This is a genomic window from Streptomyces sp. NPDC054847, from assembly GCF_053610925.1.
Window position 1 is genome coordinate 1 of sequence record NZ_JBSGZJ010000384.1, and the last position, 6,791, is coordinate 6,791.

At 70.3% G+C, this 6,791-nt stretch carries 5 protein-coding genes; 1 reads left to right on the top strand and 4 read right to left on the bottom strand.

Annotation, left to right across the window (positions count from 1 at the left end; genetic code table 11):
* Positions 1–17: 17 nt before the first annotated feature.
* From ACWGH4_RS27885 to rpe, 4 genes are all read right to left on the bottom strand, one after another.
* Positions 18–893 (bottom strand): RNA polymerase sigma factor SigF, encoded by an 876-nt coding sequence (locus ACWGH4_RS27885; RefSeq protein WP_441265264.1) that lies wholly within the window; start codon positions 891–893, stop codon positions 18–20.
* A gap of 142 nt (positions 894–1,035) precedes the next feature.
* A complete protein-coding gene (locus ACWGH4_RS27890) occupies positions 1,036–2,478 on the bottom strand; it encodes a GuaB1 family IMP dehydrogenase-related protein (protein ID WP_189473635.1) in 1,443 nt (480 codons plus the stop codon).
* A gap of 182 nt (positions 2,479–2,660) precedes the next feature.
* Entirely contained in the window at positions 2,661–3,704 is a 1,044-nt protein-coding gene (locus tag ACWGH4_RS27895; RefSeq protein WP_005319937.1) for a sugar-binding transcriptional regulator, read from the bottom strand.
* A 110-nt stretch (positions 3,705–3,814) separates the two neighbouring features.
* Positions 3,815–4,501, bottom strand: coding sequence for a ribulose-phosphate 3-epimerase (gene rpe, locus ACWGH4_RS27900; protein ID WP_441265265.1), 687 nt, complete (start codon positions 4,499–4,501; stop codon positions 3,815–3,817).
* A gap of 137 nt (positions 4,502–4,638) precedes the next feature.
* Between rpe and ACWGH4_RS27905 the strand changes: the two genes are divergently transcribed.
* Positions 4,639–6,789 carry an MMPL family transporter gene (locus ACWGH4_RS27905; RefSeq protein WP_453465812.1) on the top strand — a complete coding sequence of 717 codons (2,151 nt, stop codon included), beginning with the start codon at positions 4,639–4,641 and terminating at the stop codon, positions 6,787–6,789.
* Positions 6,790–6,791 lie beyond the last annotated feature (2 nt).

Below are 6,791 nucleotides of genomic sequence, written 5' to 3' on the forward strand. Positions count from 1 at the left end.
GCCGTGTACCGCAGAGGTCACTCCACGACGAGGAGTCCTTCACGCAGCCGTCCGGTGATCCGCGACAGCAGCCGGGAGACATGCATCTGGGAGACGCCGAGCTCCGCCCCGATCTCCGACTGCGTCATCTCCTCACCGAACCGCATCTGAAGGATGCGCCGGTCGCGCTCGTCGAGCTCCTCGATCAGCGGCTTGAGCGCCTGCACGTTCTCCGCGATCTCCAGCTCGGCGTCCGGTGCGCCCAGCCGGTCGGACAGCGGCACGGCCCCGTGGTCGGAGGCGTCGTCCATCGGCATGTCGATCGAGCCGGCCGTGTAGCCGTTGCTCGCGACCACGCCCTCGATGATCTCTTCCTCGTCCATCCCGAGGTGTTCCGCGAGTTCGGCCGTGGTGGGTGTGTGGTCGAGCTTCTGCGAGAGCTCGTCGACGGCCTTGGCGAGGTCGATCCTCAGTTCCTGCAGCCGCCGCGGGACGTGCACGGCCCAACTGGTGTCACGGAAGAAGCGCTTGATCTCACCGATGATGTACGGGACGGCGAACGTCGCGAACTCCACCTCCCGGCTCAGCTCGAAGCGGTCGATCGCCTTGATCAGGCCGATCGTGCCGACCTGGATGATGTCCTCCATCTGCTCCGCGCGGTTGCGGAACCGGCCCGCGGCGTACTTCACGAGGGCCAGGTTGAGCTCGATCAGGGTGTTGCGCACGTATTGGTATTCGTGGGTGCCCTCCTCAAGTGAGGCCAGCCGCACGAAGAAGGTCTTCGAGATCTCACGTGCGTCCTTGGGTGCAACCTCCCCCGGGTTCTCCACCTCCGGAAGCCCCAGCTCCACGATTTCCGGGCGCTGCGCTTCAGGCCGCGTGAGTTCGGTCGGGACCGTGCTCGCCGTGGACACTTCGTCCTCCCCTGCTCCGATGTCAGTGCGACAGCGCGCCTACCCGCGACGCCGTGCCGCATGCGTACAAAGTCGAGTTGGCCGAAAACCGACAAGGTCCGGCCCCCCACGTCCTGGGAGGGCCGGACCATTTGACTGCGGGTCAGTTCCAGCTGGCGTGCAGGGGCTTGCCCTCCGCGTAACCGGCCGCGCTCTGAATGCCGACGATCGCCTTCTCCGCGAACTCCTCCAGGGAGCCCGCGCCGGCGTACGTGCACGAGGACCGGACGCCCGCGATGATCGAGTCGATCAGGTCCTCGACACCGGGACGGCTCGCGTCGAGGAACATCCGCGAGTGCGAGATCCCCTCTTCGAACAGGCCCTTACGGGCACGGTCGTACGCCGACTCCTCGCTGGTGCGGTTGCGCACGGCGCGCTTCGACGCCATGCCGAAGGACTCCTTGTAGAACCGACCGTCGGGGGCCTGCTGAAGGTCGCCCGGGGACTCGTACGTGCCGGCGAACCATGAGCCGATCATGACGTTGGACGCACCCGCGGCCAGCGCCATCGCCACGTCGCGGGGGTGGCGGACACCGCCGTCCGCCCAGACGTGCTTGCCGAACTTCTTGGCCTCCGCGGCGCATTCCAGGACGGCCGAGAACTGCGGCCGGCCCACACCGGTCATCATGCGGGTGGTGCACATGGCGCCGGGGCCCACACCGACCTTGACGATGTCCGCGCCGGCCTCGATCAGGTCGCGCACGCCTTCCGCCGCGACGACGTTGCCGGCGACGATCGGCACCTGCGGGTCGAGGGCGCGAACGGCCTTGACGGCGCTGATCATCGACTCCTGGTGGCCGTGCGCTGTGTCGACGACCAGCGTGTCGACGCCCGCGTCGAGCAGCTGCTTGGCCTTGCCGGCCACATCGCCGTTGATGCCGACGGCCGCGGCGATCCGCAGCCGGCCGGCGGCGTCGACCGCGGGGGTGTACAGCGTCGCACGCAGGGCGCCCTTGCGGGTCAGCACACCGGCGAGCCTGCCGGAGCCGTCCACGGCGGGCGCGTAGCGCCGGTTGGCGCCGTCGAGGGTGTTGAACGCCTCGCGGGGGTCGATGTCCGCGTCGAGGAGCAGCAGGTCCTTGGACATGACCTCGGACAGCTGGGTGAACCGGTCGACCCCGGCCAGGTCGTGGTCGGTGACGATGCCGACGGGCCGGCGCTCCTCGTCCACGACGACGCCCGCGCCGTGTGCCCGCTTCGGCAGCAGCGACAGGGCATCGGCGACGGTCTGGTGCGGGACCAGCACGATCGGGGTGTCCAGCACGTGGTGGCGGGTCTTCACCCAGGAGATGACGTCGGTGACGACGTCGATCGGGATGTCCTGGGGGATGACGACGAGTCCGCCGCGGCGGGCGACGGTCTCTGCCATCCGGCGGCCGGCGATGGCGGTCATGTTGGCCACGACCAGCGGCACCGTCGTGCCGGTCCCGTCAGGGGAGGAGAGGTCCACGCCCTGCCGCGAACCGACGGCCGAGCGGCTCGGCACCATGAACACATCGTCGTACGTCAGGTCGTACGGCGGCTTGATGTCGTTGAGGAAACGCACGTGCTTAACATCCCAGTCGATCGGAGTCGGCCCCCCGGCGATGCAGCCGGAGGAAATCGCACGTACTTCAGTCTCCCATGCCGGCACCCCGGAACCGCTCAGGACAATCGTCCAGGTCAGAAGGGGTGCCTTGGTGTGATCGCACCAAGGCGTTCGGCAGCGGGCCGCGGGCCCGCTGCCGCTCAGTCGTCCGGGTCGGCGCGCTCCAGCGCCGGGCGCGGGCCGGGCGCCGCGGTCAGCAGCAGGTCGGCCGCCGCCGTGTCCGTCACAAGGCTGGTGACCAGTCCTGAGCGGAGCACGGCCCCGATCGCCTCCGCCTTGCGCGGGCCGCCGGCGATGGCCACCACCTCGGGAATGCGGCGCAGCCGGTCGGCCTCGACGGTGATGCAGCGCTCTCCCAGGTCGCGGCCGACCCTGCGGCCCTGGGTGTCGAAGAGGTGGGCGGACATCTCGGCGGCCACACCGAGGGAGGCGTAGTGGGCGCGCTCCTCGTCGGAGAGCATGTCGTGGACGGTGGAGATGCCGGGCTCCCAGGAGCCGATCGAGACACAGGCGACGGTGACCTTGTCGAAGTAGTCGAAGGCCCGCGCGATGCCCGTCTGATGGCGCAGCGCCGCTGCCGTCGCGGGGTCGGGCAGCAGCATCGGGGCGTAGATGGGGTGGGCCTCGCCGCCGGACACCTGGGCCGCTCTTCGTACCGCCTCGACGGAGCCGCGCTCCGCGGTGCCCGCGTCGTACACACCGGTGAGCTGGACGACCGTACACGGCGGCAGCCGGTCGAGGGCCGCGGCCATGTGAATGGTGGACCGGCCCCACGCGAGGCCCAGCACGTCGCCCTCGGCCACCAGCTCGCCGAGCAGATCGGCGGCGACCTCGCCCAGGTTCTCCGGGTCGGGCGACTCGTCCGCGCCCTCCGCGGGCGACTCCACGACGACGGCGTGCCGAAGCCCGAAGTGGGCGCGCAGCGCGTCGGAGCGCTCGGCGTCCAGCTCGGCGGGCACCCGGATCTCGATGCGCACGAGATCACGCTCGAGAGCGGTCTCCAGGACCCTGGCGACCTTGAAGCGGCTGACGCCGAACTCCTCGGCGATCTGGATCTTGGACTTGCCCTCGAGGTAGAAGCGACGGGCCATGGCCGCCGCCTGCACAAGCTCAGCGGGTCCCATCCGCAGGGCAGACCGTCCCGCCGACCTAGCAGACACCGCGATCTCCTCACTGCTGTTCATGCCGTACAAACTTGCCGCTGTACACACTCCGGATCCGCCATCCTGTCAGATCCGTGCGCCCTTGATCAGCCCTGCCGGGCCAACATCGGTTGAACAAGCGCGGGCACGGTTCAGTGCCCGCACGCCCAGGCCGCGGAAGCGGTCACCGCCGCCGCCTGGTCACGAAGTTTCCGCACCGCCGCCGCCGGATCGTCCGCGCCGTAGACCGCGGAGCCCGCCACGAACACGTCGGCGCCCGCCTCCGCGCACTGCTCGATGGTCGACGCCGACACCCCGCCGTCGACCTGCAGCCACAGCTGGAGGCCGTGCTTGGAGATGAGCTCCCGGGTGCGGCGGATCTTCGGCAGCATGATGTCGAGGAACGCCTGACCGCCGAAGCCCGGCTCCACGGTCATGATCAGAAGCATGTCGAGTTCGGGGAGCAGATCCTCGTACGGCTCGATCGGGGTGGCGGGCCGGAGGGCCATCGAGGCCCGCGCGCCCTTCGCCCGGATCTCGCGGGCCAGCCGCACGGGCGCGGCGGCGGCCTCGACGTGGAAGGTGACGGACCCGGCCCCCGCCTCGATGTACTGGGGAGCCCATCGGTCGGGATCCTCGATCATCAGGTGGCAGTCCAGCGGGGTGTCCGTCGCCCTGGCGAGCGACTCGACGACCGGCACGCCCAGGGTGAGGTTGGGCACGAAGTGGTTGTCCATCACGTCGACGTGGAGCCAGTCGGCACCCTCGACGGCCTTGGCCTCTTCCGCCAGGCGCGAGAAGTCCGCGGAGAGGATACTGGGGTTGATCTGAACGGCCATGCGCCAAGACTGCCATGTCCCCGGGCAGTTCCCCTCCCCGGGACGGCACTCGGTATGGACCAACGACACACCGGACCGGCCCAGCCCCCCGCAATCCCGGCGATTCGGTCCTCCGCAGCGGCAGATACGGGAGCGTCATGGCGGACGCGCAACACGACACGGCATCCCCGGGGGCGGCCGGAAAGGGATTCGCGCACCTCGTCTGCGGACGGCGCAGCAAGTGGATCGTGCTGGTCCTGTGGCTCGCGGTCATCGTGCTGGCCTTCCCCCTGGCGCAGAAGCTTTCGGACGCACAGGACAACGACGCCTCCTCCTGGCTGCCGGGCAGCGCCGAGTCCACCCAGGTCCTGACCGAGGCGGAGGACTTCCGGCCCGAGGTGATCCCCTCGATCGTCGTCTACGCGCGCGAGGACGGTCTCACCGCCGCCGACCGCGAGCGGATCAGCGCGGACATCGCGGCCGTCAAGGAGTTGCGCGACCACGGGGTGCGCGGCGCCGAGACCCGCGGCCCGGTCTTCGACCGGCCGGCGGATCCGCGGGCCGCCCAGGTCTTCGTACCGATCACCATGGACGAGGAGGGCTGGGAGCGGATCGCCCCGGCCGTCGACTCGGTCCGCGGGGAGACGGGCACCGGCGGCGACGGCCTGTCGGTGCACGTCACCGGGCCCGGCGGCACCGCGGCCGACTTCTCAGAGGTTTTCGAGGGCATCGACTCGACGCTGCTGTTCTCGGCGATGGCCGTCGTGATCGTGATGCTGCTGATCACCTACCGCAGTCCGACGCTTCTGCTGGTCCCGCTCTTTTCGGTGATCGCGGCCCTCGGCGCCGCTCAGGCCGTGATCTACCTGATGGCCGAGCATGCCGATCTGACGGTCAACGGCCAGAGCGCGGGCATCCTGACCGTCCTCGTGTTCGGAGCGGGCACCGACTACGCCCTGTTGCTGGTGGCCCGCTACCGGGAGGAGCTGCGCCGCCACGAGGACCGGCACGAGGCGATGGCGCTGGCCCTGCACCGGGCGGGGCCGGCGGTGCTCGCCAGCGGTGCGACGGTGATCCTCGGCATGCTCGTACTGATGGTGGCGGAGATGAACTCCACGCGCAGTCTCGGTCCCGTCGCCGCGATCGGCGTCGCCGTCGCCCTCGTCGCCATGCTGACGCTGTTCCCCGCACTCCTGGTGATCTTCGGCCGCTGGATCTTCTGGCCGGTGGTCCCGCACCTGGGCTCCCCCGAGCCCACCGAGCGCGGCTTCTGGGCCCGGACGGGACGGTCGATCTCCCGTCGGCCGCGCGCGGTGTGGGGCGCCACGGCGGTCGCTCTCGCGGTGTGCGCCCTGGGTCTCACGCAGCTGCGGGCGGAGGGCATCAGCAACGCCGATTCCTTCACCGGCAAGCCCGACTCGATCACCGGCCAGGAGGTTCAGGCCAGGTACTTCCCGGCGGGCAGCGGCGACCCCCTGGTGGTCATCAGCAACGCGGGGCAGGCCCGTCAGGTGGGCGAGGCGGTGGCCGCGACGCCCGGTGTGGTGCCCACGTCGCTCGGACTGCCGCCCGGTACCGCTCCCGTGCACGAGGGCAGGGTGCTGTTCGAGGCCACGCTGGAGGATCCCGCCGACAGCCAGGCCGCCAAGGACACCGTCGAGCAGGTCAGGGACGCCGTGCACGCCGTCCCCGCCGCGGACGCGCAGGTGGGCGGTGGCACGGCGGCGCTGCTCGACATGGACGCCGCGACGACCCACGACAACATCCTGATCATCCCGCTGGTGCTGCTGGTGGTGCTGCTGATCCTGATGGTGCTGCTGAGAGCCCTGGTCGCGCCGCTGCTGCTGATCGGCACCGTGGTGCTGTCGTTCGCCGCCGCGCTCGGGCTGAGCGCACTCGCCTTCCGGTACCTCTTCGACTTTACGGGCGAGTCGACGGACTTCCCGCTGTTCGTCTTCGTGTTCCTGGTGGCACTGGGCATCGACTACAACATCTTCCTCACGACCCGTATCCGTGAGGAGGCCCGGCGGCAGGGCACCGCGCGCGGCGTGGTCACCGGCCTCGCCGCGACCGGCGCGGTGATCACCTCGGCCGGTCTGGTCCTCGCGGGTACGTTCGCCGCCCTCGGGACGCTGCCCATGGTGGCCTTCGCCGAGATCGGCTTCGCGGTGGCCCTGGGCGTCCTGCTGGACACCCTTGTCGTCCGCTCCGTGCTGGTCACGTCGCTTTTCCTGGACGTGGGCCCGAAGGTGTGGTGGCCCCACGGGCTGTCCCGCGAGGACGCCCGGCACGCGGCCCCGCGGTCGTGAGC